Source organism: Amycolatopsis sp. GA6-003 (assembly GCF_046267895.1).
GTDB lineage: Bacteria > Actinomycetota > Actinomycetes > Mycobacteriales > Pseudonocardiaceae > Amycolatopsis.
The window spans coordinates 5,814,404-5,840,003 of record NZ_CP176499.1; the positions used below are offsets into that span (position 1 = coordinate 5,814,404).

Sequence of the window (25,600 nt, forward strand, 5' to 3'; positions counted from 1 at the left end):
TTGCTATTGATGGGTTGCGTGGGGCACCCCGAAGCCCCATTGTGCTGACGGTCTGGGGGTGCTTGTCAAGGCGGGAAAGATGCCTTGACAAGCACCCCCAGACCGCAGGGAGGCTTCGTATCGGGGTGCGGGGGAGGGGCTGGGTGCCACGCTGTTTGGGTGCGGCGCCTGCGGTTTTTTTGGCCTTGCGGCCCTAGCTGATGAAGTCCACAACGGACTTTGTTACTCGGTCTGGGTCTTCCAGGTGGGGGAAGTGGCCGATGTTCGGCCAGATTTTCGGTTCGCTGTGCGGGCCTGCCCAGTGGACTGACGCCGTCGCGGTTTCCGGGAGGATGCAGGTGTCAGCTGCGCCGTGCAGTTGCAGTACTGGGGCGTTGACGCGGGCGTTCACTGCGTCGGTGAAGCGTCTGCCTTCGCCTCGGAATTGGGCGCGGAAGGCCCAGCGGTAGTACTCCAGTGCGGAGTGGGCTACGCCTGGGACCAGCATGGCTTGGCGGAACGACGGGACGGTCTCGGTGAAGTCCGTGGATGCTCGCCAGGTTTCGCCGGACCATTTGCTGAACAGCTCTTCTACTGCCGCCGCGTTGTCGCGGACCAGCCATTTTTCCGGGGCCATCGGTATCTGGAAGCGGAAAAGGTGGCCTGCTGCGCGGATCTGGCTTCTGGCGCGCTTCACCGCGGACTTGAACGCCAGCGGGTGTGCGGCTCCGATCGCGGTCACCGACGACACCAGGCGCGGGTGCAGTGCGGCTACTGTCCAGGCGAGCATGCCGCCCCAGGCGTGGCCTACCAGGTGTGCCCGGCGGGCGCCCAGTGCCTTGATCAGGCCGCCGACGTCGCCTGCCAGGGTCCACGCGTCGTAGCCGCGCGGGGGTTTGTCCGAGTCTCCGTAGCCGCGCAGATCTACCGCTGCCGCGCGGAAACCCGCGTCGGCCAGTGCGGGCAGCTGGTGCCGCCAGGTCCACCAGAAACCGGCGAAGCCGTGCAGGAGCAGCACTAACGGGCCCTCGCCGCATTCGGCCACGTGCAGGCGGATGCCGTTGGCCGAGACGTCGCGATGCGTCCACGGCCCGTCGACCCGCACGCTCGACGGGTCCGGCGTCAGCTCCACCACCGGGCGAGGGCTGGCGTCAGCCCTGCGTCGAGGGCAGGTCGGCGTCTTCGGCCGGCTTGCGCTTGAACGCCTCGGCCGTCTCCTTGACGCTGCTGATGGTGCGCTCCGGCGCGCGCAGCTTCTTCACCTTGCGCCAGCCGAGGAACGCCGTCGCGCCCACAGTGACCAGCATCAGGCCGAACACCGTCGCGAACGCGGGCCAGCGGATGCCCCACCAGTCCGACAGGCCCTCGGCGATCAGCAGGAACAGGAAGAAGGTGCTGTACAGAAAGACGGTGAGGGCGATCAGGAAGAAGACCGTCCCCTTGAGCGCCTTCTTCGCTTCCTGCGCCAGCTCGGCTTTCGCCAGCTCGATTTCGGCGCGGACCAGCGTCGACAGGTGCTGGGTGGCGTCGCCGACGAGCTTGCCGATGGACTGCTCGCTCGCCGCGGCTTCCTCGTCGCTGGACAGGGGCAGGTACGGCACGGCCCCCACGCCGTCGGGGCTGGTGCGCTCGTGTTTGGGGCTGCTCACTGGGTCATCGTGCCACGTGACCGTATGCGAGGCGCGACGGACCGGCGGGAGTGTCGGGATCAAGCCGCCTTCGCGTGCACCCGGCTGCGTCGCAAGAGCAGCAGAGCCGCGGTCAGCGAGGCGATCGCCGAGGCGATCAGGACCGCCGCTTTGGCCACTTCGGCCGCTTCGCCGGGCAGCGCGAGTTCGGCGATCAGGAGGCTGACGGTGAACCCGACGCCGCCGAGCACGGACAGCGCGGCCACGTCTCGCCAGCTCATCCCGCTGGGCTTTTCCGCCACGTGCAGCTTCACCGCCAGCAGGCTCGCGCCGAAGATGCCGACGAACTTCCCGACGACCAGTCCGATGAGGACAGCCAGCGGCAACGCGGTGGTGAAAACCGTGGACAGGGCGTCGCCGTTCACCGAAATCCCCGCGGCGAACAAGGCGAACACCGGCACCGCCACCGCCGCGGACCACGGCTGCAGACGGTGTTCGAGCCGGACCGCGGGTGCTTCTTCCTCGCCCTCGTCCTCGCGGACCCGCGTGAGCAGCCCGAGCGCGACGCCGGCGATCGTCGCGTGGATGCCCGCCGAATGCACCGCGACCCAGGTGATCAGCGCGATCGGCACGTACAGCCAGGGCGTGCGGACGCGTTTGTGCTGCAGGAAGGCGTAAAGCCCGAGCGCGACCACCGCGACCGCCGCCGCGATCAGGTTGAAACTGCTGGTGAAGAGGATCGCGATGACGAGAATCGCGCCAAGGTCGTCCACCACGGCAAGGGAAAGCAGGAAGACCCGCGCGCTGCTGGGCAGGTTCGAGGCGGTCAGCGCGAGCACGCCGAGCGCGAACGCGATGTCCGTGGCCACCGGGATCGCCCACGCCCGGTCGACGCCCGGCGCTCCCCAGGCGACCGAGAGCGCGAGCACCGCGGGCACGACCATCCCGCCGACCGCCGCGATCACCGGCAGCACCGCTTGCCGCCACCGGGACAGCTCGCCAACCACCAGTTCTCGTTTGAGTTCAAGCCCGGCGACGAAGAAGAACAGGGCGAGCAGCCCGTCCTTGGCCCAGTCGCCGAGGGTGAGGTTGAGGTGCAGGAATTCTGGGCCGAGCCGGAAGTCGCGCAGTGCCTCGTAAGCCGGCGCGAGCGGCGAGTTGGCCCAGATCAGCGCGACCGCGGTGGCGCCGAGCAGGATCAGCCCGCCGGTGGTTTCAGTGCGAAGGAAACGGGCGAATTCGGCGACGGCGCGTGCTGGGGTCACGAAAAACTCCTTGTGGGGACGGCGGCTCTCCCGCCGACCAGACTTCCCGGCACACCGATGTCCAGTTTACCGTCCGCAGTCGCCGATTACCGCCCGTTGTGACGAACGGCAACTCACGATTGCCCGTTGACGCTCGCATCCCCGGCGACCGGGCGCAAACGCAGGTCAGCCCATCGCGGCGGGCAAGTTGTCTAGTCCATACTGACGCCGGTTTTTCGTTCACCTGTTCGCCTTCTAGCATGCGAGGAGAGAACGACAATGATGTTGAAAACAGGGACGAGGCAGTAGTGAGCACCCCTATCGACGCCCAGGCCGACACCAGATTCTTCGGGCACCCGAGGGGGTTGGCGAACCTCTTCGGCGTGGAGATGTGGGAGCGCTTCTCCTTCTACGGGATGCAGGGCATCCTCGCCATCTACCTCTACTACCAGGCCGACAAGGGCGGCCTCGGCCAGCCGGAGGCGGCTGCGACCAGTATCGTGGGCGCCTACGGCGGCCTGGTCTACTTGTCGACAATCGTTGCGGCCTGGGTCGCCGACCGGCTGCTGGGTTCTGAGCGCACGCTCTTCTTCAGCGCTCTGCTGGTGATGGCGGGGCACATCGCATTGGCCGTCGTGCCGGGTCTGGCCGGAGTGGGCATCGGCCTGGTCTGTGTGGCCCTCGGCAGCGGCGGGATCAAGGGTAACGCCACCGCGCTGGTCGGCACGCTTTACGAGGAGAAGGACCCGCGCCGGGACGGCGGCTTTTCGCTGTTCTACATGGGCATCAATCTCGGGGCGCTGATCGGGCCGCTGATCACCGGGTGGGTGCAGCAAGAGATCGGTTTTCACGTCGGCTTCGGGATCGCCGCGCTCGGCATGGCCATCGGGCTCGTCCAGTACAGCATCGGGAGGCGTAATCTCCCGGACACCGCGAGGACGGTCCCGAACCCGCTTCCGGCCGGGCAGCGCGGCGGTGCGGTCGGCGTGGGCCTGGCGGTGGTGGCCGTCGTGCTCGTCGCCGTGTTGCTGGGCTGGGTCACCGCGGGCAATCTCGCCACTGTCACCGCGCTGGTGATCACCGCGGGGTCGATCGTTCTCTTCGCGATCTTGCTCACCAGTCGCAAGGTCACCCGGATCGAGCGTCGCCGGGTGGTGTCGTTCATTCCGATGTTCGTGGCCAGCGTCGTCTTCTGGTCGCTTTACCAGCAGCAGTTCACGGTGGTCGCGATTTACGCGGACAAGCGGCTCGATCGCGACCTGTTCGGCTGGACGATGCCAGTCTCCTGGGTGAACACGATCAACCCGGTGTTCATCGTCGTGTTCGCCGGGGTGTTCGCCGCGCTGTGGACCCGGCTCGGCGACCGGCAGCCGGCGACGCCGATCAAATTCGCCCTCGGCACCGGCTTGATGGGCGTCGCGTTCCTGCTGTTCCTTCCGACCGCCGACAGCACGACCCGGACTCCGCTGCTGATGCTGGTGCTGATCCTGTTCGTCTTTACTCTCGCGGAGCTGAACTTGTCGCCGGTTGGGCTTTCCCTGTCGACGAAACTGGCTCCAGAGGCGTACCCGGCCCAGATGGTCGCCTTGTTCTTCCTTTCGGTCGCCCTTGGCAGCGCGCTGTCGGGTGCGCTGGCCGGGTACTACTCGCTGGACAACGAGACTCCGTACTTCGGGATCCTCGGCGGTATCGCGGTGCTGGTGGGCTTGGTGATCGCGGCCACGTCGCCGATGATCCGCAAGCTGATGTCCGGCGTGCGCTGAAACTCAGGCGCCGATCGCCGCGTCGAGCCTGCTGATCACCCATGCGGTGAGGCTCTGCCCGGCGGCCTGGGCGGCCTCCTCCCAGCGTCGTTTGTGCTGCGGAGGGGCGTCGATACGCAGGGTGACCGGCCGCGCCCCGCTGGCGCGGCCGCGCAGCTGGTCCCGCAGCGTGTTGCGGGACCAGCCGCGTTCTTCGGCAGCGAGAAGCCACCTGGTCTGCTGTTCCGCGGGCAGCCGGGCGACTTCGGCGTGATGCTGGAAACTCAGCCCCCGGCGCCGTCGGGACAGGTGGACATGGCGGGAAACCCACGCGTAGTTGCGCAGCGTCTGGTAGTCCAGCGAATGCTCCGACATGCTGAGCCGGTACCGATCCTTGTACCGGTCCTGGCCGTAGACGAGCCAATCGCCGATCCACCACGCGGCCGCGGTGCCCAGTTGAGTCACGTGTGACCCGAGCCGGCACCAGGAAGGCAGACTGAGCTCCGCTTCGAAGCGGAGCCCGACCGGGCTGGCCGTCACGGCGAGCCCGGGCAGCGCGACGCCGAATGCGGTTCGGGAACCGCTGCCGTTGCCGTTCAGCGTTGCGGTGTCTTGTACCACGGTCGTTCCTTTCCTTGGGGTCAATGGGCATCCGTGGTGTGCAAGGCAGGGTAGTCGGTGTATCCGGTGGCACCGCCGCCGTAGAAGGTCTCGCGATCCGGTTCATTGAACGGGCCGCCCGCGCGGAGCCGCGCGGGCAGGTCGGGGTTGGCCAGGAACAGCCTCCCGAAAGAGAGCACGTCGGCGAGACCGTCGTCGATCAACGGCAGGTCCGCCGGGCCGGCCGGGATCGCGCCGTTGCCGTAATCCTCGTGTGGGTTCAGCACGAACGGGCCCGGCCAGCGTTCGCGTAGCCGCCAGGTGAGGTCCCGTCGCCGGGTTTCGAAGATGCTCAGCCCGCCAAGGGTGGCAGGCAGAGCGGCGAGCAGAGCGTCGTAGAGGGCGACGGAATCGCCTTCGACGATGTCCGTGCCGATCTTCGCCGGGGTGAGGTGCAGCAGCACCCGGTGCGACGGCACTACCGAGCAGACCGCTTCAACGACTTCCACGACGAAACGCAGCCGAGCCGACAGGGAGCCGCCGTAGCCGTCGGTCCTGCGATTGGTGTTCTCGGCGAGAAACTCGTGGAGCAGATATCCGTTGCCCGCGTGCAAAGTCACCCCGTCGAATCCGGCGTCGAGCGCCAGGCCCGCCGCGGTCGCGAAGTCACGTACGGTCTGGTCGATTTCGGCAGCCGTCAGCGCGCGGGGGCACGGATGTGGTTGGCGACCGCGATGCGTGTAGATCTCGCCGGGAGCCGGCACCGCCGACGGTGCCACGGGGGCGACCCCCCGCGGATTGTTCTCCGGGTGACTGACCCGGCCAGAGTGCATGAGTTGCGCGAAGAAGAGAGTGTCCTGGGCTTGTACGGCGGCGGTCACCGGCAGCCACGCCTCGGCTTGTTCCGCGGTGTACATGCCAGGAGTATCGGGTTCGCCTTGCCCCTGCGGGTTTGGGTGCATGCCCTCGGAAACCATCAGGCCGGCGCTCGCGCGTTGGGCGTAGTACTCGACCGCCCCCGGCCCCGGCGTCTGTCCCGCGCCATAGGCCCGGCTGCGGGTCATCGGAGACATCGCGATGCGGTTCTTCAAAGTCGAGCCGAACAATTCGGCGGGCTCGAAGGCGGAGCGCACCTGTTCCCCTCCTCGGATCGGTGTCGATCACCAGCCTTGGCCCGAAGCCGCCCGGCGGGCAACTGCTCGTACGAGTGGTATGCCCCGCGTGAGCGGGTAGGTGCGGCGGTAGCGGCCGCTGGTTACGTTGGCGAGGAACGGTTTTGTTTCGGCGGAAGGGAAAAGACGTGGGCGTGCCAGCGATCGCACCGTACGCGATGCCCGCTGCGGAGGACGTGCCGGAGAACATCGCCCAGTGGCGATTCGACCCGAGCCGGGCGGTCTTGCTCGTGCATGACATGCAGCGCTACTTTCTGGCGCCGTTCACCGAGGGGGCAGCGCCGCGTACCGAACTCGTACGCAACTGCGCCGCGTTGCGCGAACGGTGCGCGGAACTCGGAATCCCGGTCGTGTACACCGCGCAGCCGGGTGGGATGACGGAGTCAGAGCGCGGACTGCTCAAGGACTTCTGGGGGCCGGGCATGACGGTGGCTCCGGTCGACCGGGAAGTCGTCGACGAACTCACCCCCGCCGCGGAAGACGTCGTGTTCACCAAATGGCGTTACAGCGCCTTTCACCACACCGGGTTGCTCGAGTTGTTGCGCGACAAGGACCGCGACCAGCTGGTGATCTGCGGGGTATACGCCCACGTCGGCTGTCTGATGACGGCGTGCGAGGCTTTTTCCCACGACATCCAGCCGTTCCTGGTCGCGGACGCAGTGGCCGATTTCTCCGCCGAATACCACCGGATGGCTCTGCGCTACGCGGCGGAGCGATGCGCCGCGGTACCGACCACCTCCGAGCTGTTGTCGCAAGTGGACAGTCGGGTGGTCACTGCGGGCTCTGGTGGATGAGCCGGGTCAGGTCCACCCGGGACCGGATCGCCAGCTTCCGATAGATGCTGCGGAGGTGGTAGTTGACGGTATGCGTGGAGATCATCGCGTCCCGCGCGACCTGCCGGTTGGTCAGCCCGGAACCGACCAGCTTGGCGATGTGCTGCTCGGTGCTGGTCAGCCGGCTCCATCTGGCGGACGATTCCCGCTCGGACTGGCTGTCGGATTCGCGGTCTTCGGCGGCTGATACCCCTAGCAGCTCTTCGGCTTCGGCACGCAGCGGCGCGAACACGCTCGGCGGCACGGATTCGGCGACGCCCCGCCACACCAGTCGCCCAGGGAAGCGCAGCCGGTCGCCGGATTCGACGAGCAGCCCCGCGGCCAACGCCTCATCCACGCACAGCAACAGGTTTCCGGGAGCCTCCCGCAGCATTTTCGCCGCGTCCGCCAGCAGGAAAGCTTGGCCGAGCCCCGCGCCGACTTGGACCAGTTTGCGGGTCGGCGGGGTCAGACTGCGGACCTTGTGGACCAACGTGGTTCGCAGCCGTTCCGGTGGCATTGTCCCGCGCAGTCGCGCGATTCCGCCCGCGGTTTCGATCCCGTCCTCCGCGCGAAGCCCGGTTACCAGGTCGACCAGGAGCCGAGGGTTGCCGCCGAGTTCCGCTGCCGCCCGGCGCAGCGGTTCATCGGGCTCCGCGCCGAGCAGGTCGCCCAGCATGGCCTCGAACGAAGCGGTATCGAGCGGGCTGAGCCGGATCAGGTGGACTTGGGTGCTGGCGGTGGTGAGCAACCGGTTCAGTTCGGTGCCGCCCATGCCCGGCACCCGCGCGAGGACGAGGCAGAACGGGCGAGCGGAAAGCAAACCGGGCAACCAGGCCAGCCGCCGGATCGCGTCCGGCGCGGCCAGTTGAGCGTCGTCGGCGAGCATGAGCAGCGGTTGGCCGTCCGGTTGCCGCGCACACCAGTAATAAGCCGCGCCAGGTTGCTGCGTGGTGTCGAATAGGGAAACGTCGCGTGGTGCCAGGTGAAAACCGAGTTCCTCGCCGATGCGGCGGGTATTCTCCAATATAATGCTTTTCCCGATTCCTGGAGCACCCTCCAGCAGAACAATGATTCCGGTGTGTGCTCCGAGGCGGAGAAGCAATTCCCTTATTCGGCCGTGGACTTCATCGCGGCCGCGCACAACCACACCCTCGAACATCTTCCCGCCCGTAGCCCCGCCGGAATCAGTCCGTTGATCATGCCATTGAATGCTTCTCCGTTGCGCCGGTGTGGCTCAGACCACTGAATATTCATGCGAACAGAGGCGGCCGAACGGGTGATGTCCCGCCGTCGCGGGACATCACCCGTGACTCAGTGCGCGATGATTTCGGGCCGGCTCTTCGCGGGAGCCGAATCCGCGAGACGAGCGGCCATCGCGGCCGCGACTGGCTCGACTGCTTGTGCGATTTCCCGGGTGGCTGGCGTGTTCATCTGCTCAGTCAGCAGCATTCCCGGTCGGCTGACAAAGAATTCGCACTCAGGATGCCGCGCGGCCGCCCACTGGGCGAGTCCTTCGAGTGCGTGTTTGGCGGCGACGTAGTGCGGCCAGTCCGCGGGCGGATCGGTGACGGCCGAGGACGAGACGACCAGGCAGCGGCCGGACGTTTTCGCCAGAGCGGGCAGCAATCCGGCCAGTGGGGCGCTGACCAGAGCGAAGGCGTCGGCGACGAACGTCTGGACTCGGGACAAACCCGCGGTGTCCAAGCGCAGCGGGCGGATCGGCGGTGCCGCACTGCAGACGAGCAGATCCAGTTTGCCGCCGGCGAGCCGCCCAACCTGATCGGACCAGGCCGGATCTGCCGCGTCACCTGGACATGACACGACCTCCCCGCCGAGTTCCGCGCCTTGCGCGGCCAATGCGGACAGGCTGCCGCCCCGATGGCCGACAAGCACCCGGGCACCTTGGCTCGCGAGAGCGAGCACCAGCGCCGCGCCAAGGCCCCGGCTTCCGCCCACGATGGCCGCGGTGCGGCCGTACAGCCGGTCTGAGCAGGGCAGGTGGGCGGTGAGCCGGTCGCTGTCCGGTCCTGGTGCCGGACGGCGAACCATCGTCTCCAGGGTCGCTTCGGCAACGACTGCGGTGCTGTCGTTGAGTACGGCCTCGACGGTGAGCAGGCCGAAACGAGGATCGAAGTCCCGGACCTCCGCGCGGTACTCCAGCGCGGGCCGCCCGGTGGCCGGGCGCAGCCTCAGCGAAACGCTGTTGAGCAGGCAGTCGCGCCCCGGCAGCTCCATGCCCGCGACGAAACTGCACCACAGAAGTCCGGCCAGTGCGTGTCGCCCGAGCAGCCGAGCTGCCCCCGGCCACCGGGTCATGAGTGTTTCCAGTGCGCTGCCCGGGCCGTATTGCCCGCTGACCGCGAGCCCCGAGGCGAATTCTTCCGGTGCGAAGGAACGCGGCTGGCTGCGCGGCTGGAGCGGTTCCGCGACCGCGGTGCCTCCAGGCCCGTGGGTCACCCGGACGGTCAGGCAGGTTTCGGTCCCCTCGGCGACGGTGACCCTCGTCCGGCCGTCCAGTTCGTGGGAAATATTGGTGCTGTAGGGAAAACCGGGATGTGTCGGCCGCCTGAATTCGAGGTCGATGCCCGAGACCTCGCCCGGCGGCCCCGGAACCTCGTCGAGGGCCGCGACGGCGGCGAGCACCCCGTGTGCGACCGGTTGCCCGAACGGCGTCCTACGAGCGTATTCGGCATCGACGTGCAAGGGGTTGCGGTCGCCGCTCGCGTCCGCGAACAGCGTGAGGTCGGCGGGGGTAAGCAACATTTAGGTACTCCATTCGAGGGGGCTACCGCACTATGGGAATGAACGCGACCGGTTGACAATGCGGCCGGCAAATGGGACGGGAACGGTGATTCGTCGTCGGTTGTCCTTGCCGTGAATAGTGCGGTAGCCTGCGAAAGCCCGCAATAGTGCGGGAGTTCGCTCTGGGATCGAGTTTTCTCTCCAACGCATGCGCGCCGGGGCGCAATAAGGCAAGCAATAACTTCTTTGGGGTGATCTCATGGAGAAATATCGGAATTCCGCGCTGGCCGTGAACTCGGCCGGCCAGTCCGACGGGGTCGAAGGGGCGGTTTTAGCGGCGTTGCGCGATGTGCTGGACGTGGCCGAAGTGGCTCCCGAGAACCGGTTCGCCGTGCTAGGCGGCGATTCGCTGCGCGCGGTGCGCGTGCTTTCCAGGCTGTGGCGTGATCTGGGTGTCGAACTCCCGGTGCACACGTTGCGGCCCGGCACCACGGTCGGGGAGTTCGTCGGCGTAGTCCGGGAACACGTCGAGGCGATGTCCGCATGAACGGCGTCGTGAAACCGGGGATCGCACTAGCCGGCACCTTCACCCTCGATGCCGTGGCCAGCCCGATGTCGGCGCTGCTCGCGGAGCGGGAAGGCGGGCGGCCACTCGCTCTCGCGCCGTATGGCCAGGTGCTGGAGGCACTGCATGATCCCGCGAGCCCGCTGCGCGGCCACAACGGCGTCAACATCCTTCTCCTGCGACCCGAAGACTTCTTTCGCGGCGGGGGATTCGCCGCCGCGCGAGGCCGGGCCGACGCCATGCTCACGGAACTTGTCGAGATGCTGGAACGGCTCCCGGACCTAGCGGCGGCTACTTGGTTCGTGGCTGTGCTCCCGGCTTCCCCCGCTGTGGTTGCCCAGCTGGAAACGCGGCAGTGGGTCAGTGAAGCTGGCGCTCGCATCATCGCGGCGGCGGAAGCCGTGCCAGCGGTGTACCCGGTCGCCGTCGATGAACTCGAAACACGTTACCGCGTAAAAGAAGTACACGACGAGTATGCCGACCGTATCGGACACTTGCCGTATACCGACGAGTACTGCGCCGCTCTCGGCACTCAGCTGGTGCGGCTCGCCGCGAGCGTGTGGGCCAAGCCGAAGAAGGTCGTCGTGCTGGACTGCGACAACACATTGTGGGCAGGGGTGTGCGGTGAGGACGGAGCTCTCGGCGTCCAGGTCACCTCGGCACACCGGCGATTGCAGGAGTTCATGCTCGACCAGCGCGCCCACGGAAAGCTGCTCTGCCTGTGCAGCAGAAACAACGAGGCCGACGTCAAGGAAGTCTTCGAGCGCAATCCAGGCATGGTGCTGGGCTGGGAGCACGTCTCCGCGCACCGGATCGGGTGGAACCCGAAAGCGCATTCTCTGCGCGAGATCGCCGAGGAACTGGACCTGTCGCTGAACTCGTTCGTGTTCGTCGACGACGATGTCGTGGAATGTGCGTCGGTACGGGCCCAGCTGCCGGACGTCACCGTGCTGGAGCTGTCGCGCGACCCCGCGGAGATCGATGGCCAGCTCGACCACGCCTGGGCCTTCGACCAGCTGGTGGTGACCGAGGAGGACCGGTTGCGCGCCGACTGGTACTCGACCCGCGGCGATCGGGTCGCACTGCGCGATGCGAGTGCTGACTACCAGGACTTCCTTGACCGATGCGAGATCGAGGTCGGCTTCACCGAGCTGACCGAGGACCTGCTCGACCGGGCGGCTCAGCTGACCGCGCGCACCACGCAGTTCAACCTCGCCGGTGTCGTCTACTCGGTCGGAGAGCTGCGTGCGTTGCTGGCCAGCGGTTCTCGAGGCTGGACGGTACGAGTCGCGGACCGGTTCGGCGACTACGGCACGGTCGGCCTGGTTGTGGCCGAACACAAAGACGATGCCCTCGAACTGCCGGTCTTCTTGCTCAGCTGCCGGGTTCTGAACCGACGCGTCGAACAGGAGGTGCTGCGGTTCGCGGCGGACCAAGCCGCACAGTCGGGGGCTTCGACGCTCCGGTTGCCGGTGCGGCCTACCGCGCGCAACGCGCCGGCCCGGTTGTTCGTCGAGCAGGCGGCCGGCGTCGTCCTCGGCGGGGACGACGAGCCGGTGACCGTGCCGGTCCCGGTGCGCGAATGGCTGCGCCAGCCCGTCTGAGCCCGGAGCACATCGAGCAGAGGGAGGAAATCGCATGTCAAGCGATGTGGGGAACATGCGGGCGGTGGCGTTGCCGGTGACCGACGCCCAGCGCGAACTGCTCGCAGTCGATCGGTTTGTGCCGGTGCCCCATCTCTACAACGTGGTGGTGGAGGCGGAACTCGATCCGGGTTGCGAACCGGCGGATCTCGCCGAGGCGTTCGCCGCGGTGCTGGCGGTGCAACCAGCGTTGCGTTCGGGCCTGACCGAACAGCCGGACGACGGTGCGCTTCTTGTGGCCTCGGACGTGGGCAGTTCCGGTGTGCTCCGGGATTGGGCGGTGTCGGCCGAGGAGTTCGATCTCTGCCGGTCCGCCGCGCTCGAAGAAGTCGGTGCCACCGCCTTCGCGCTCGACCGGCCGCCTCTTGTCCGCGCGGTGCACGTGCGCGCCAATGATCGGTCGCGGGCCGTGCTTGTCCTCGCGGTGCACCATTCGGTGTTCGACGGCTACTCGGTGGGGGTGCTGCGGACCGAGCTGAACCTGGCGCTGCAGGGAAGACTGGACGTCGAAAGCCTGGTTCCGCAACGGGAAGCGGCCTTTGCCGAGGAACTCACCGAGCAGGTCGCGGCTGCAGCCACACCGGACGCGGACGCCGCGGCGACCGCATTGGCCGATCGGCTCCGGGGAGTGTCTCCGACCGTGCTGTATCCGCTTCCGGGCCGCCCGCCCGAGACGCTCTTCGCCGGCGCGCGCCGGGAAATTCCACTCACCCCAGCGGAATCCGCCGGGATCGACCAGGTCTGCCGCGAACTCGAGATCAGTCCGTTCACCCTGTTCTCCGCGCTGCACTCGGCGACGCTGGCCCGGCACACCGGCGAGGACGCGGTCGTCTTCGGGGCGAGCGTGATGACCCGCAGGACCAGCGCGGCCTTCGACCTGTGCGGGTTCTTCGTGAACACCGTGCCGGTAGCCGTGAGCGTTCACTGGGACCAGACCTTCGCCGATTTCGTCACCGGCTCGGTGGCAGCCGAAGCGGAACGGGCGCGGCGGAACGCGGCCGTTCCGCTGAGCCGGGTCACCGCTCGCCTGAAACCCGAACGCCAGGGCAATCGGAACCCGGTTTTCACCACGCTGCTGACGATGCAGGAACCGGCGGAGGCGGGCGCGGGCGCGACGGTTCGTTCGATGCGCCAGCACGGCAACGACACCGCGAAGTTCGACTTGCTGCTGTGGGTGAAACCGATCCGGCAGGGGTGGATGCTGGAGGTCGAGCACGACCAGCGGCTGTTGCCGGAGCCGGTGGTCTCCGGTTATGTGGACTCGCTTCGGTCGGCCATCGCGACCATAGGACGGCAGCACGGTGCCATCACGGTGCGCGAATTGTTCGAGGACGGTCCCGCGGTGCCCGAGCTGCCAGGCAGCGTCGTGGAACATTGTGATTTCGCGCGACGGGTGCTGGAGGTCGCCGACGCCTGTCCGGACGCGGTCGCCGTGGAGGAACGGCGAACCCGGCTTGCTTACGGTGAACTCGCGAAACGCGTTCGGGAAGTGACTGGCGGCCTTGCCGAGCGCGGCGTGGGGCCGGGTGACATCGTCGGGGTGACCACCGGAGACCTCGTGCACAGCGTGGTCGCGGTATTGGCGATACTTTCGCGCCGGGCCGTCTATCTGCCGCTGGAGTCGGACCTTCCCGCGGAACGGCTGGCCGGCATGGTCGAGCAGGCGGGTTGCGAGACAGTGCTCGGTGAAGGCGACTTCCCCGGTGCACGGGTGTACCCGATCGAAGAACTCCGCGGTCCCGCGACAGAGCCTGTTTCAGGGGGAGGCCGCGAGCACGGTGTCTACACCATGTTCACTTCAGGCTCGACTGGACGGCCGAAGGGCGTCCTGATGGCGAACGCGCCGTTGGCGAACCTCGCGGCTTGGCAGCACAGGGCGCTGGAGATGTCCCCGCGGACCAGGTTCTTGCAGTACGCGCCGCTCGGCTTCGATGTCTCGTTCCAAGAGATCTTCCCGACGCTGCTGGCCGGCGGGACCGTCGTCTCGCGACGGCCGGTCGACCGGCAAGACCTGCCCGCATTGGTGCGCCGGGCGGCGCTGGCCGAGGTGACCCACGTTTATCTGCCCGCTGCCGCGCTCGGCGCCTTCGCCAGAGCTGCCCACGCGGCGGGAGAACTGCTGCCCACGGTCCGGTTTCTCTGCGTAGCGGGCGAGCAGCTGGTGACTGACGAATTGGTGCAGCGGTTCTTCGCCGAGCGCTCGCACATCGTGCTCGTGAACATGTACGGCCCGACCGAAACCCACGTCACGACCGCGGCGTTCTTCCGAGCCGCCGACCAGCCGTGGCCGGTGCACGCACCGATCGGCCGTCCGCTCCCCGGAGTGCTCGCCCGGATCGTCGACGCGTCCGGGCGGTTGGCTCCTCCCGGCGTACCCGGTGAACTCCGGCTCGGAGGGATCGCTCCGGCGTTGGGCTACGTTCGCGATCCGCGGCGCTCTGCCGAGCGATTCGTCGACGGCGAGTACCGCACCGGCGATCAGGTGCTGGCCGCGGCGGGCGGGGAACTGGTTTATCTCGGTCGCGGCGACGGCCAGGTCAAGATCCGCGGCTATCGGGTCGAGCTGGGAGAGGTGGAGGCCGCGGCGAACGGTGTCGCCGGGGTGAAGCGCGCGGTCGCGGCAGTGGCACCGGGACAGCGACTGATGCTGTTTTTCGTGCCTGATGGCAACCCGGAGCCGGACGCGGTCCGTGCCGCCCTTTCCCGGCGGCTGCCTGGATACATGGTGCCCGTCCGGGTCCATCCGGTCAGCTCGATCCCGACTGGTTTCACCGGAAAACTTGATCGGGAAGCCTTGGTGCGCAAGGCGATCGAGGCAGAGGGAGACGAGCCGACGTCCGCCGCGGGAGCGCCGTCGAGTTCGCTGGAGGCGCAGCTGCGACAGTGGTGGGAGGAGGCGCTCGGCGCGCCGGTTCCCCTTGACGGGTCGCTGATCGAGCACGGTGCGCACTCGTTGAATGTGGTGGTCGTGCTCAGCCGGATCGAAGCCGAGCACGGGGTGGAAGTGCCGGTGCTGGATTTCTTCCGGGAACCGACTGTGCGCGCGCTTGCCGGGCTTGTCGAGGCCGGGCGAGGTGCCGCGTGAGCCGCGCGGTGCTGGTCCCCGAGTTGCGGAAGCTCGCTTCCGGACGGACCGGCCGCCAGGTCGTCGTGCTTCCTCCGGCAGGCGGTGGTTTCCTGCCCTACCTCGGCTTGGCGGCTGCGCTCGTCGAGCACGGCGACGTACACGCGGTGCGCGCGAGGGGCCTCGCCGCTGGTGAGGATCCAGACACCGACGTGCCGGCGATGGTTACGCGCTGCCTGGCCGCGATCAGCGGTCTGTCGTCCGTGCCCGCCGTGCTGGCCGGGTGGTCGCTCGGCGGCGTGCTGGCCTGGCACGTCGCGGCTCATCTCGCCGCGCACGAAGGACACCGGCCTGCTGTCGTGCTGCTCGACAGCTTCGTCCGGCTGCCGCCGGACTCGGACCTCGCCGCCTTCACTCAATCCATTGTGGACGGATGGCCTGCCGCGCTGCCGGAGGCGGACCGGAACCGTCTTCGCCGTACCGCGACCGCGCACGTGCGTGCCGCGGCCGGACATGAGGTGACCGTGCCTTACGCCGGGCCGGCGCTGCTGCTGGCTTGCGGTGACGGTCCGGTGCGGCGGCAGCGCGCGGAATGGGAACGGCTCTCCAGCCAGCTGCGTACGGAGGTGGTCGACGGCGACCACTTCGGACTGCTGGTGTCGAAACGATTGCCTGCCGTCGCCGGACACGTCGGCGGTTTCCTGCAAGACGTACTGGGGAAGGAGGGGAACCCGTGAGCGACCAGGAGACGCTCTTGCGGGAACTCACGGCCGACGGGGAACCGTTCGCCCTGCTGCACCGGCCGGGTGCGACCGGGACCGGAACACTAGAGCTGTTCCGCGGGCCGGTGGCGGAGATGACGAGCCTCTCGGACTTGGCGGAGGACTCTCCGGGCCGTCCTCGCCCCGGCCCGGCGACGCTGGTGCTGGTGCCGTTCCGGCAGGTCGCCGAACGGGGCTACGCCTGCCAAGACGACCACGCGCCGTTACTGGCTATGCGGATCCGCACCGCGACGAGCCTGAGCCGGTCTGACTTCCTCGCCGAGGTACCAGACAGCGAGGTGCGCTTCGACGCGGCCGGGTTCGACCTGGCCGACGACGAGTACGCCCGCATCGTCGCCAAGGTGCTCGCCGAGGAAATCGGCTCCGGAGCCGGAGCCAACTTCGTGATCAAGCGTTCTTTCTCGGCCCGAGTACGGAATTACTCGGTGGCCACCGAGCTGGCTCTGTTTCGCCGCTTGCTGCTGGGGGAGGACGGAGCGCACTGGACCTTCCTGGTGCACACCGGCGGACGCACGTTCGTCGGGGCGAGCCCGGAGCGGCACGTCGGCCTGACGGCGGGTGTCGCCACGATGAACCCGATCAGCGGCACTCTTCGCTACGGCGCGAACGGACCTTCTGTCGAACAGGCACTCAGTTTCCTAGCCGACCGCAAAGAGGTCGAGGAGCTGTACATGGTGGTCGACGAGGAACTGAAGATGATGGCGGGGATCTGCGACGACGGCGTTGAAATCGACGGCCCCTGCCTCCGGCAGATGCGGCATTTGGCGCACACCGAGTACTTCGTCCGCGGCCGGACCGCTCGACCTCCGCACGAGATCCTGCGCCAGACTTTGCTCGCTCCCACGGTCACCGGCAGCCCGGTGGAAAGTGCGTGCCAGGTCCTGAAGCGACACGAACCCGCGGGCCGCGGTTACTACAGCGGAGTGGCCGCGCTGATCGGCCACGACGCCGAGGGCAGGCCCGAGATGGATTCCGCGATTCTCATCCGGACGGCCGAGCTGACGCCGGACGGTTCTCTCACGTTCGGAGTCGGGGCGACCTTGGTCCGCCATTCTGACCCGGACGGCGAAGTGGCCGAAACCCACGCAAAAGCGGCTGGTCTGCTCGCCGCGCTGCGCGGAGAGCAACGCGCGTCCGTCGGCGCGGCAGGTCCCGACCTGAGCCGTGATCCCGGCATCCGGCGCGGCCTGGCCAGCCGTAACACTGGACTGGCCCGATTTTGGCTGCGCGACCGGACCGGCGTCGACTGGCAGGCCCCCGAGCTGACCGGGCTCCGGGCACTGGTCGTGGACAACGAAGACACCTTCACCGCGATGCTCGCCCACCAGTTGCGCGCACTCGGCCTCGTCGTTTCCGTCGCCTCCTGGCGTGCTCTGCCGTCGCACCGGGACTTCGACGTGGTGGTGCCTGGCCCCGGCCCCGGCGACCCCAACGACACCGGCCAGACGAAGATCTCCGAGCTGGGCGCTTTGCTCGGGCAATTGCTCGCCGACCGCCGCGCATTCGTCGCGGTGTGCCTGTCCCACCAGGTGCTCAGCAGGTTGCTGGGGCTCGAGGTGATCCGCCGTTCCGAACCCAATCAAGGGGTGCGGCACCGCATCGATCTTTTCGGCGAAAGCGTGGACGTCGGCTTCTACAACACGTTCGCCGCGCGGTCCGACAGCGAGAGCCTGCTCAGTCCGTACTCCCCTGAGCCAGTGCGGTTGAGCCGGGACGAGTCCACCGGAGAGGTGCACGCGCTGAGCGGCTCCGGGTTCACGTCAGTCCAGTTCCACCCGGAATCGCTGCTCACCGAGCACGGCCCGCACTTGCTGCGGAATCTCGTCAGCACGGCGTTGTGGCCGGGAGTGCGCACCGTCGGCCGCCTTCGTTCCGTTCCGACCGCAAAGGATTGATCGATGTCCGTTGTCTCTCCCAGCTTCGTCGTCAGCCTTCCCGCGACGCCGCTGCCGGAAGCCGAACTCGACGCCTTGCGCGCGCTTCCGGCCGGGCAACAGCCCAGCTGGCCGGACCCGGCGGCGCTGGCTGCTTCGACCGAATGGCTGCGCGCCGCACCAGGATTGGTCACCGCCGCCGAGGTCGACGAGTTTCGCGGTCTGCTCGCCGGAGTCGCCGAGGGCCGGTTGCGGGTGCTCCAGGCAGGGGATTGTGCGGAGGACCCGCGGCACGCGACTTACGAACACGTCATGCGCAAAGCGGAACTTCTCGTGCGGCTCGGCGACCTGATGAGCGAAGAGTCGAGCCGTCCGGTCGTCACGGTCGGCCGGATCGGCGGCCAGTTCGCGAAGCCGCGTTCCTCTCCCGTCGAGGTCAGAGCCGGAGTCGAGCTGCCGGTTTTCCGCGGCCACCTGGTCAACGATCCGGCTTTCGACGCGGAATCCCGGAGGCCGGACGCGCGGCGGTTAGTGGATGGCTACCGGTCCGCGGCCCGGGTGTCCGAAGCACTGCGCCGCACTCGCCCGTCCGGGTTGAGCCGGCCTCGGGTATGGACCAGCCACGAAGCGCTGGTGCTGGACTACGAGCTGCCGCTGCTGCGGCGGGAAGACGGTGAGCTGGTGCTCGCCTCGACCCACTGGCCGTGGATCGGCGATCGCACCCGGCAGCTCGACGGAGCACACGTGAACCTGCTCTCGAAAGTCGCCAATCCAGTAGCCTGCAAAGTCGGTCCCGGCCTCGATGCCGCGGACCTGGTCGAACTCTGCGAACGCCTCGATCCCTGCCGGGAGCCGGGGCGGCTGACTCTCATCGCCCGGCTCGGGGCGAGCCAGGTCTCCGACCGGCTGCCGGGGCTCGTCGCGGCGGTCCGCCAGGCGGGGCATCCCGTGATCTGGTTGTGCGACCCCATGCACGGCAACACTTTACGTGCCGCCGAAGGGCGCAAGACCCGGCTGGTCGGTTCTCTGATCCGGGAGATGCTCGGCTTCCACAGCGCGGTCCGGGCCGAGCACGGCGTGCCGGGCGGGCTGCACCTGGAAGCCACCCCGGACGAGGTCGTCGAATGCGTCCTCCAGGAGGAGGAACTCGCCGGATTGCCCGACGGGACGGAACCGCTGTGCGATCCCCGGCTCAACCCCGACCAGGCGAGCCTAGTGGTCAGCGCGTGGCCGGGCTGAGAAAAGCATTCGGAATTCCGTCCGCCCGATGCGAAAGGAAGCGAACATGCCCACTCTCTTCGTGGCCAACAACCGCACTGAGCACATGGTCGGCGACCTCGCCGTGCTCACCGACGAACAGCGCCGGCTCGCCGGCTACACCGCCCAGCGCATGCTTTCCTACGTTGGTGAAGGCGACGTCCTGGTAGTGCCGCATCCGCCGAACGATTCCTTCGCGCGGTACCTCACCGAATTGATGGACGTCGACCTCGGCAAGATACGGATGATGGCGCCGCCGCCGGGCCGGTTCGGCGTGGACGTCCTCTCGGCCGACCGGTTCGAGGACTTCCGCTTCGACCGTGCGCTGGCCGCGGCGATCCAGGAAACCGGCGCGACCCGGTTGTTCCCGATCATCTTCGACGCCGTGATGGTCCGGCTGGCCCGACGGCACGGGCTGGCCGCGGACACTCCCGGGTTCGGCTTTGTCGGGCAGGGCGGAAGCGACCTCCTCAACAGCAAGTCCGTGTTCCGGGCGCTGGCGGGCGGCACCGGCTGCCCGATTCCCGAAGGCCGGGTGACCGCGAACGCCGCCGCCACCGAGGAATGGCTCTGGGAGCTGCTCTCCAGCGGCCGGTGCGCGATCGTCAAACAGGACCAGCACGTCGGCGGTTACGGCAACGAGATCCTGAGCCCGTACGACGGGGTCACGCCGATCGGCGCGGCCGAAGTGATCACTGTCCCGGATCGGGAGGCGCTGCACGATCTGGTCTGCCGTCGCTGGCCGTGGTATTCCGGCGACGGCCGCCGCCGGGTCGTGGTAGAGCACTACGTTCCCGACTGCACCCCGGTGTACGTCGAGATGAGCATCACCGACGACGACGTCGAGCTCTTCGGGCACGGTGAAATGCTGACCAAGCCGATCTTCAACGGCCTGGTGATCCCAGCGCAGTCCGCGGCGCACCCCGGTTGGCCGGGATACCTCGAAGCCGCGGAAAAGCTGTGCCAGGCCATTCGGGGCATGGGCTACCGCGGGCTGATCAGTATTGACGGGATCGTCACTCCGGCAGGGGAAGTGCTGCTCAACGAGGTGAACGGGCGGGTCGGCGGGTCAACGCATGTCACCCGGATCGCGCAGCATCTCGTCGGTCCGGCGTTTCTGCGAGAGCGAGTGGTGATGCAGCGGCATTTCTGGCCGGTGCCGTCGTTCGACCAGGCGCTGGCCGCACTGCGGGCCAGCGGTCTCGCGTTCGACCGAGAGACCCGCACCGGCGTGGTGATCACCTCGGACGACGTCACGGGAGGGACTGTCGAGTATTGCCTGATCGCGGAAAATGTGGAGCACGCCACGGAGCTGGAAGACCGGATCGGGAAGCTGTCCGTCAGCTGATCCCGGCACCGAGCTGATCGCATCGAGGAACGGAGGCGTGTTCATGGGCTACCGGAGGCTGGCCAAGAAACCGGTGATCCTCTGGGCGCTGGTCGCGGTGGTGGCCAGGCTGCCCATCGCGATGGCCCCGCTGGGACTTGTCTTTCTGGCCAGAGACCGGCCGGGCGGCTATTCGCTGGGCGCGACCCTCGCCGCGGCCTACGTCGTCGGCGAGGTGCTCGGCGCGTTGCTCATCGGCACCCTGCCGGTCAGCCGGGGCAAGCCGGGGCTCGCGCTCGGGCTGGGGACGGGGGCGGTCGCATTCGGGGCGCTCGCGCTTGTCTCCTCGGCTCCCGATCCGGTGCTGGTGGCGCTGGCCGTGCTGGCCGGTGGCGGCCCTGCCGCGAGCCCGGGAGGCATGCGGGCGATGCTGACCCGGCTGGTCGACGAGGACGCTGTCGCGTCGGCATTGAGTGCGGAATCCACGCTGACCCAGGCGATCTGGGCCATCGCTCCAGGTCTGTCGGTTTCGCTGGCGCTGTGGGCGGGTGCCGAGGTGCCCCTCGCGCTGGCCGCGGCGGCGATGGCGGTCGCGGCCGTGACCTTGCCCCTGCTGCCCGGGCCGGCCGGCGCCGCGCTGCCCGCGAAGGCTCCGGTGAAGACCAGAGGACACGGGCGGCAGCTGCTGTCGGCTTGGCCGATCTATCTGACCAGCGCCGCGTCGATGGCTTTGCTGTCGGCCGCGGAACTGATCCTCACCCCGCTGCTTGAGTTCCGGCATCTGCAGACCGGCTGGGCTGGGGTACTGCTGACGGTGTTCTCCGGGGCGAGCGCGGTGGGCGCGTTCGTCTACGGCCTGCGGAAGTGGCCCGGTGCGGTGCGGACGCAGAGCCTGGTGCTTCTGGTCGGCATGTCGGCCTGCGTGGCATTGATCGCTGTCGTGCCTGGCCTGATCGCGATCAGCATCGTCCTGGTCGTCGGTGGTCTTTGCCAGGCTGCCGTGGCCGTGACCCGGAACCTCTCGTTGCGCGAAGCATTGCCGGAGGAGGCGCACACCGGGGGATACTCCGTGATGTACGCGGTTCAGGGGGTCGGGTACACGCTCACCGCGACGTTGACGGCCCTGGCCCTGGCGTCGTTCACCCCGGTCACCGCCTTGATCGGCGCGGCGGCGCTGACCCTCCTGCTCACCGTCGCCAGTGCCCTAGCCGAGCTGCGCCGGGCACCGGCTTCGTCGATGCCTGCCGTGCCGGGTGTCGAAGAATGCTGAGCTAACCCACGGTGGTGCCGAAAGCCACCCCGACGAAGTAAGTGACGAGCATGGTGAGGGCGCCGACGCCGACGTTGCGGACGATCGCGCGCCCCACCTGTGCGTTGCCGAGCCTCGCGCTCACGAAACCGGTGAGCGTGAGGCCGACGACCACCGCCAGCGCGCACGCCCATACCCGGACGCCGACCGACGTCCAGGCGATCGCCAGCAACGGCAGCAGCGCGCCGACGGAGAACGCCAGCAGCGACGCCCACGCCGCCTGCCACGGGCTGGTCAGGTTGTCCGGGTCGATGCCGAGTTCGGCTTCCGCGTGCGCCTGCAGGGGGTCCTTTTCGGTCAGCTCGCGCGCGACCTGCTTGGCCAGCTCCGGCGAGAGGCCCTTGTCCTCGTAGATCTGCGCGAGTTCGCGTTCCTCGGCCTCCGGCATCGTTTTCAGTTCGTGCTTCTCGAGCCGCAGCAGCGCGCGTTCGGTGTCGCGCTGGGTGCTCACGCTCACGTATTCCCCGCCCGCCATGGAAAACGCGCCCGCGACGAGCCCGGCAATTCCCGCGGTGAGGATCGTGGTGCTGTCGGTGGTGGCTCCCGCGACGCCCACGACGATGCCCGCCACGGACACGATCCCGTCGTTCGCGCCGAGAACCCCCGCGCGCAGCCAGTTCAGCTTGCCGCCGACGTCCTCGTGCGGCTCGTGCGCGTGCACCGCGTCGCCCATCGTTTCGGTCACGGCTTCAGTGAATCACGGAAATTGTTTCCGCGCGACATTTTCCTGAGTTCTGGAATTCGGTTAAGAAAGGCAATCCTCAATGAATTGTGCCTTGCCTGACCGGGCGAATAGGCTGCCGGGATGGAGCAGCAGTGGCGGACGTTGTCGGTGGTGGAGGGCCAGCCGTTGCGCGGCGGCACCGGGCTGATCCGCGAACGGGCGCGCGCGGAACACGGGCTGGCGTACGAAATCCGTTATCCGGCGGGCGTCGCGTCGGCCGAGCACAGTCACGACCACGACAGCATCGTGCACGTGCTGGAAGGGCGGCTGCGCGGCACGGTCGAAGGGGTGTGGTCCGAACTCGGGCCGGGCGACGTCGTGGTGCATCCGCGCGGCGTGCGCCACCACGTCGAAGCGCTCGCCGACAGCCGGTGGATCGAGTTCAAGGCTCCGCTGCCCGGACGGCCGCCGGTGGGCTGAAACGACGAACGCCCGGGTCCGGCGCCCCAGCGGACACCGGACCCGGACGAACCGGGTCTGGCTCAGTTGTCGAGTTCGGCCAGCGCCGCCTTCGCGGCTTCCAGCTCGGCCTCCAGCTGCGCGACCTTCGCGGCCTGCGCCTCGCGGGCGGCGTTGATGACCTCGTCGATCGGGCCGGACAGGTCGTCGTGCAGTTCCTTCGCCGCGCGCGACACCGCCGCGGCCGGGATCGCCAGGCCCTTCGCGACCCACTTGGCGCCGTTCTTCAGCTCGGCCTGCCACTCGCCGTCCGCCGTGCCGGTGACGGTGAGCGTCAGCTCCACGGTGCGGGTCTTCTTCGCCGTCGACGCCGCGGCCTTCGGGCGGCCGCGCTTCGGCTTCGGCGATTCGACCGCCGGGGCCTCCTCAGCCTGCGAAGACTCCGGCTTCGGAGCGTCCGCCGGGGCGCTCGAAGCTTCTCCAGCGGCAGTGGGCTCGGCGACTTCCGGGGCCTCCGGGGTGCCGGCGGCCTGCGGCGATGACGCCGCCGCCGGCCCGGCCGCAGTGTCCTCGTCGTGCGTCAAGGCTTCCACGGACATTCGTGTCGTCTCCTTGCCCGGATCTGGGTTGGGTACGCGGGCATCGTAGAACATGCGTTCGATGCCCGCACTTTCAGGGGAGCAATGCAGGAAGGGACCCTCCCAGCCGGGAGAGCCCCTTCCTGACGGTGAAGAACTTACTCCTCCTTGCCGGAGTTCAGTCCGGAGGAGATGAGGTCCATGACCGACGAGTCGGCGAGCGTGGTCACGTCGCCGATCTGGCGGTTCTCCGCGACGTCGCGCAGCAGCCGGCGCATGATCTTGCCGGAGCGGGTCTTCGGCAGCTCGGCCACGACCATGATCTGCCGCGGCTTCGCGATCGGCCCGATCTCCTTCGCGACGTGGTTGCGCAGTTCCTGCACCGCCTCATCGCCGCCGTCGACGGCGTTGCCGCGCAGGATCACGAACGCGACGATGCCCTGTCCGGTGGTCGGGTCGGTCGCGCCGACGACCGCGGCCTCGGCGACCGTCGGGTGCGACACGAGCGCGGACTCGACCTCGGTGGTGGAGATCCGGTGCCCGGACACGTTCATCACGTCGTCCACGCGGCCGAGCAGCCAGATGTCGCCGTCCTCGTCGTACTTCGCGCCGTCGCCCGCGAAGTAGTAGCCCTGCTCGGAGAACCGGGACCAGTAGGTGTCGCGGAAGCGCTCGTCGTCGCCCCAGACGCCGCGCAGCATCGACGGCCACGGCTTGTCCAGCACCAGGTATCCGCCGCCGCCGTGCGGGACCTCGACCCCGGTGTCGTCCACGACCTTCGCCGAGATGCCCGGCAGCGCGCGCTGCGCGGAACCCGGCTTGGCGGCGGTGACGCCGGGCAGCGGCGAGATCATGATCGCGCCGGTTTCGGTCTGCCACCACGTGTCCACGACCGGCGTCTTGTTCGCGCCGATCTTGTCGCGGTACCAGATCCAGGCCTCGGGGTTGATCGGCTCGCCCACGCTTCCCAGCACCCGCAGCGAGGACAGGTCGTACTTGGCCGGGATGTCCTCGCCCCACTTCATGAAGGTGCGGATCAGCGTCGGCGCCGTGTAGTAGATCGAGACCTTGTACTTCTGGATGATTTCCCAGTGCCGGCCCTCGTGCGGCGTGTTCGGCGTGCCTTCGTAGACGACCTGGGTCACGCGGTTCGCCAGCGGCCCGTACACGATGTAGGAGTGCCCGGTGATCCAGCCGATGTCGGCGGTGCACCAGTAGACGTCTTCGCCCGGCTTGTGGTCGAACACGACGTTGTGCGTGTACGCGGTCTGGGTCAGGTAGCCGCCCGAAGTGTGCAGAATGCCCTTCGGCTTACCCGTGGTGCCTGAGGTGTACAGGATGAACAGCGGGTGCTCGGAATCGAACGCTTCCGGCTTGTGCTCAGTGGACTGTCCGTCGACCAGTTCGTGCCACCACAGGTCGCGGCCCTCGGTCCACGGCGTCTCGCCCTCGAGGTCGCTGCCGGTGCGCTTGACGACGATGACCTTCTGCACGGTTTCCGCGCCCTGCAAGGCTTCGTCGACGTTCGCCTTCATCGGCGCGGCCTTGCCCCGGCGGTACTGGCCGTCCGAGGTGATCACGATCTTCGCCGCCGCGTCGTCCACCCGCGCGCGCAGCGCCGTCGGCGAGAAACCGCCGAACACCACGCTGTGCAGGGCGCCGATCCGCGCGCACGCCAGCATCGCGAAAATCGCCTCGGGCACCATCTGCAGCTGGATCGCCACGACGTCCCCGGCCGCGACGCCCAGCGACGACAGCGCGTTCGCCGCCTTCGAGACCTCGTCCTTCAGCTGCGCGTAGGTGATGTCGCGGGTGTCGCCCGGCTCGCCGACCCAGTGGATCGCGACCTGGTCCCCGTGGCCGGACTCGACGTGCCGGTCCACGCAGTTGTAGGCGACGTTCAGCTTCCCGCCGACGAACCACTTCGCGAACGGCGCATTGGTCCAGTCCAATACCTGGGACCACTTCGTGTCCCACGACAGCCGTTCCGCCTGGCCGGCCCAGAACTGCTCCCGGTCAGCGTCCGCCGTCGCATACAACTCGGCCTTCGCGTTCGCCTGACCAGCGAACTCTTCGCTGGGGGGAAACGTGCGGCTCTCCGTGAGCAGGTTGTCCAACGCTGGGGACTGCTCGGTCATGGTGCAAAGCCTCCTGTA

The 25,600-nt window shown here is 68.2% G+C and carries 21 protein-coding genes; 11 read left to right on the top strand and 10 right to left on the bottom strand.

Annotation, left to right across the window (positions count from 1 at the left end; genetic code table 11):
* Positions 1–193 precede the first annotated feature (193 nt).
* The 3 genes from F9C12_RS26320 to nhaA are packed head-to-tail and all read right to left on the bottom strand — an operon-like array spanning position 194 to position 2,872.
* Positions 194–1,111 carry an alpha/beta fold hydrolase gene (locus tag F9C12_RS26320; protein WP_409186857.1) on the bottom strand — a complete coding sequence of 306 codons (918 nt, stop codon included), beginning with the start codon at positions 1,109–1,111 and terminating at the stop codon, positions 194–196.
* A gap of 19 nt (positions 1,112–1,130) precedes the next feature.
* Positions 1,131–1,628, bottom strand: a complete 498-nt coding sequence (locus tag F9C12_RS26325; protein ID WP_409184483.1) for a phage holin family protein — start codon at positions 1,626–1,628, stop codon at positions 1,131–1,133.
* A gap of 59 nt (positions 1,629–1,687) precedes the next feature.
* Positions 1,688–2,872 carry a Na+/H+ antiporter NhaA gene (nhaA, locus tag F9C12_RS26330; protein WP_409462151.1) on the bottom strand — a complete coding sequence of 395 codons (1,185 nt, stop codon included), beginning with the start codon at positions 2,870–2,872 and terminating at the stop codon, positions 1,688–1,690.
* Positions 2,873–3,159: 287 nt separating this feature from the next.
* On the opposite strand from nhaA, the gene F9C12_RS26335 reads away from it, so the two are divergent.
* Entirely contained in the window at positions 3,160–4,614 is a 1,455-nt protein-coding gene (locus F9C12_RS26335) for a peptide MFS transporter (protein WP_409462152.1), read from the top strand.
* A gap of 3 nt (positions 4,615–4,617) precedes the next feature.
* Here the strand turns inward: F9C12_RS26335 and F9C12_RS26340 are convergent, their stop codons facing one another.
* Complete coding sequence (locus F9C12_RS26340) at positions 4,618–5,214, bottom strand: LmbU family transcriptional regulator (RefSeq protein ID WP_409462153.1); 597 nt, start codon at positions 5,212–5,214, stop codon at positions 4,618–4,620.
* A gap of 20 nt (positions 5,215–5,234) precedes the next feature.
* Positions 5,235–6,326: an alkene reductase gene (locus F9C12_RS26345; protein ID WP_409462154.1), complete on the bottom strand. Its 1,092-nt coding sequence runs from the start codon at positions 6,324–6,326 to the stop codon at positions 5,235–5,237.
* 167 nt (positions 6,327–6,493) lie between these two features.
* Between F9C12_RS26345 and F9C12_RS26350 the strand changes: the two genes are divergently transcribed.
* Positions 6,494–7,159, top strand: coding sequence for an isochorismatase family protein (locus F9C12_RS26350; protein ID WP_409462155.1), 666 nt, complete (start codon positions 6,494–6,496; stop codon positions 7,157–7,159).
* Here F9C12_RS26350 and F9C12_RS26355 read toward each other — a convergent pair.
* Both F9C12_RS26355 and F9C12_RS26360 read right to left on the bottom strand, forming a co-directional pair.
* A complete protein-coding gene (locus tag F9C12_RS26355) occupies positions 7,137–8,339 on the bottom strand; it encodes a LuxR C-terminal-related transcriptional regulator (RefSeq protein ID WP_409462156.1) in 1,203 nt (400 codons plus the stop codon). The two genes, F9C12_RS26350 and F9C12_RS26355, sit on opposite strands and share 23 nt — an antisense overlap.
* Before the next feature lie 152 nt (positions 8,340–8,491).
* A complete protein-coding gene (locus F9C12_RS26360) occupies positions 8,492–9,943 on the bottom strand; it encodes an SDR family NAD(P)-dependent oxidoreductase (protein WP_409462157.1) in 1,452 nt (483 codons plus the stop codon).
* Between the two features lie 238 nt (positions 9,944–10,181).
* On the opposite strand from F9C12_RS26360, the gene F9C12_RS26365 reads away from it, so the two are divergent.
* From F9C12_RS26365 to F9C12_RS26400, 8 genes are read left to right on the top strand one after another with little or no spacing between them, the layout of a single operon-like run.
* Positions 10,182–10,469 carry a phosphopantetheine-binding protein gene (locus tag F9C12_RS26365; RefSeq protein WP_409462158.1) on the top strand — a complete coding sequence of 96 codons (288 nt, stop codon included), beginning with the start codon at positions 10,182–10,184 and terminating at the stop codon, positions 10,467–10,469.
* Complete coding sequence (locus F9C12_RS26370; protein ID WP_409462159.1) at positions 10,466–12,091, top strand: HAD-IIIC family phosphatase; 1,626 nt, start codon at positions 10,466–10,468, stop codon at positions 12,089–12,091. The genes F9C12_RS26365 and F9C12_RS26370 overlap by 4 nt, the downstream gene beginning before the upstream one ends.
* 34 nt (positions 12,092–12,125) lie before the next feature.
* Positions 12,126–15,215, top strand: coding sequence for a non-ribosomal peptide synthetase (locus tag F9C12_RS26375; RefSeq protein ID WP_409462160.1), 3,090 nt, complete (start codon positions 12,126–12,128; stop codon positions 15,213–15,215).
* Complete coding sequence (locus F9C12_RS26380) at positions 15,212–15,931, top strand: alpha/beta fold hydrolase (RefSeq protein ID WP_409462161.1); 720 nt, start codon at positions 15,212–15,214, stop codon at positions 15,929–15,931. The genes F9C12_RS26375 and F9C12_RS26380 overlap by 4 nt, the downstream gene beginning before the upstream one ends.
* Entirely contained in the window at positions 15,928–17,871 is a 1,944-nt protein-coding gene (locus tag F9C12_RS26385) for an anthranilate synthase family protein (protein ID WP_409462162.1), read from the top strand. Before F9C12_RS26380 ends, F9C12_RS26385 begins: the two co-directional genes overlap by 4 nt.
* A 3-nt stretch (positions 17,872–17,874) precedes the next feature.
* A complete protein-coding gene (locus tag F9C12_RS26390; RefSeq protein WP_409462163.1) occupies positions 17,875–19,089 on the top strand; it encodes a 3-deoxy-7-phosphoheptulonate synthase in 1,215 nt (404 codons plus the stop codon).
* Positions 19,090–19,135: 46 nt separating this feature from the next.
* On the top strand, positions 19,136–20,455 hold the full coding sequence (locus F9C12_RS26395; protein ID WP_409462164.1) for a peptide ligase PGM1-related protein: 1,320 nt from the start codon (positions 19,136–19,138) through the stop codon (positions 20,453–20,455).
* A gap of 43 nt (positions 20,456–20,498) precedes the next feature.
* Positions 20,499–21,704 carry an MFS transporter gene (locus F9C12_RS26400; RefSeq protein ID WP_409462165.1) on the top strand — a complete coding sequence of 402 codons (1,206 nt, stop codon included), beginning with the start codon at positions 20,499–20,501 and terminating at the stop codon, positions 21,702–21,704.
* Position 21,705: 1 nt separating this feature from the next.
* Here the strand turns inward: F9C12_RS26400 and F9C12_RS26405 are convergent, their stop codons facing one another.
* Positions 21,706–22,428 carry a VIT family protein gene (locus tag F9C12_RS26405; protein ID WP_409184486.1) on the bottom strand — a complete coding sequence of 241 codons (723 nt, stop codon included), beginning with the start codon at positions 22,426–22,428 and terminating at the stop codon, positions 21,706–21,708.
* Positions 22,429–22,548: 120 nt separating this feature from the next.
* Here F9C12_RS26405 and F9C12_RS26410 point away from each other — a divergent pair, with 120 nt between their 5' ends.
* Positions 22,549–22,887 carry a cupin domain-containing protein gene (locus F9C12_RS26410; protein ID WP_409462166.1) on the top strand — a complete coding sequence of 113 codons (339 nt, stop codon included), beginning with the start codon at positions 22,549–22,551 and terminating at the stop codon, positions 22,885–22,887.
* 62 nt (positions 22,888–22,949) lie between these two features.
* Here F9C12_RS26410 and F9C12_RS26415 read toward each other — a convergent pair whose 3' ends face one another.
* Positions 22,950–23,465 carry a DUF6319 family protein gene (locus F9C12_RS26415; protein WP_409462167.1) on the bottom strand — a complete coding sequence of 172 codons (516 nt, stop codon included), beginning with the start codon at positions 23,463–23,465 and terminating at the stop codon, positions 22,950–22,952.
* 137 nt (positions 23,466–23,602) lie between these two features.
* Positions 23,603–25,582, bottom strand: coding sequence for an acetate--CoA ligase (gene acs / locus F9C12_RS26420; RefSeq protein WP_409462168.1), 1,980 nt, complete (start codon positions 25,580–25,582; stop codon positions 23,603–23,605).
* Between the last annotated feature and the right edge of the window lie 18 nt (positions 25,583–25,600).